The 1,116-nt window shown below is 67.9% G+C and carries 1 protein-coding gene; it reads right to left on the reverse strand.

Annotated elements, in window-relative coordinates; genetic code table 11:
* On the reverse strand, positions 1–1,116 hold a 1,116-nt coding region (locus BIS11_RS18230), incomplete at both ends, for a calcium-binding protein (protein ID WP_301286521.1).

Below are 1,116 nucleotides of genomic sequence, written 5' to 3' on the forward strand. Positions count from 1 at the left end.
CCGCTACCACGTCCGGGTTGGCCGCCTGGTAGGCCGCCAGGTCGAACCAGGCCGAAGGCGCGCGGCCTTCGCCTTCACCGAACAGTCGATAATGCAGGTAGGCGCTGTCGAAGATCCCCTGCTCGATGGCCGCATCGACATCCGCGTTCGCCGCGCGGTAGGCCCGCTCGTCGAACAGCACGTTGGGATTGCGGCCCTCCTGTTCGCCAAAGCGCGAATAGTGCTCGAAGGCGCTGGCGAAGACACCGGAGGCGATGGCCGCCGCCACGTCCGGGTTGTGGGCCAGGTAGAACTCCTCGTCGAAGGCCAGGTTGGCGTTGCGCGTTGTATCACTCGCCTCGCGCCCCTCGCCGGCGCCAAAGCGCTCGAAGTGCGCCTGCCCGCTGGCGTATTCGCCGCGCGCCACGGCCTCGGCCACATCGGCGTTCTGGCGCAGGTAGAAGGCTTCGTCGAACAGCACGATGGTGTCATCGGCAAGCGAAGGTGCATCGACCAGCACGACGCGATCGTCGAAGCGCAAGAGCTCCACGCCGGTCAACGTGTTGCGCCCGTTGCCCTCCCCGCTCACGACCAGCCGCCCTGCATCGTCGCGCGTGATGCTCACCTCATCCATGGCAGCGTCAAAGCGCACCACATCCACGTCGCTTCCCCCCACCAACGTGTCGTTGCCAGCCTTGGTATAGAAGCGGTTACTGCCCTCGCCGCCTTCCAGGTAGCTATCCCCGGCGCCGCCGATCAGCACGTCGTCGCCCGCCCCGCCGACCACGATGGCGCGCCCCTCGCCCAGGGTCAGGTTCAAGGGCGCGTCGTCGCCGATGATCACGCTCTCGCCGGCGCCCCCCACCAGCGTGGCGCTGCCCTTGAGGCTGACGAAGTCGATATGCTCGAGCACGATGCGCGCCCCGCCCGGAAGGCCGGTGGTATCGATGATGAAAGCCTTGAAAGCACTGCTCGTGCTGGTACCCGGCTCCCCGCGCAGCACGATCGGCGAGTTCAGCGGTGCCTCGGCGCTGAAGGTCAGGCTGCGCACGTCGATCAGCGCCGCCTCGGCGCGGCTATCGAGCCAGCGCTCGGAAAGCGCCGCTTGCGAGCCCAGGTTGCCCGGCGCCTTGTCGC

The organism is Halomonas sp. 707D4 (genome assembly GCF_024158685.1).
Classification (GTDB): domain Bacteria; phylum Pseudomonadota; class Gammaproteobacteria; order Pseudomonadales; family Halomonadaceae; genus Vreelandella.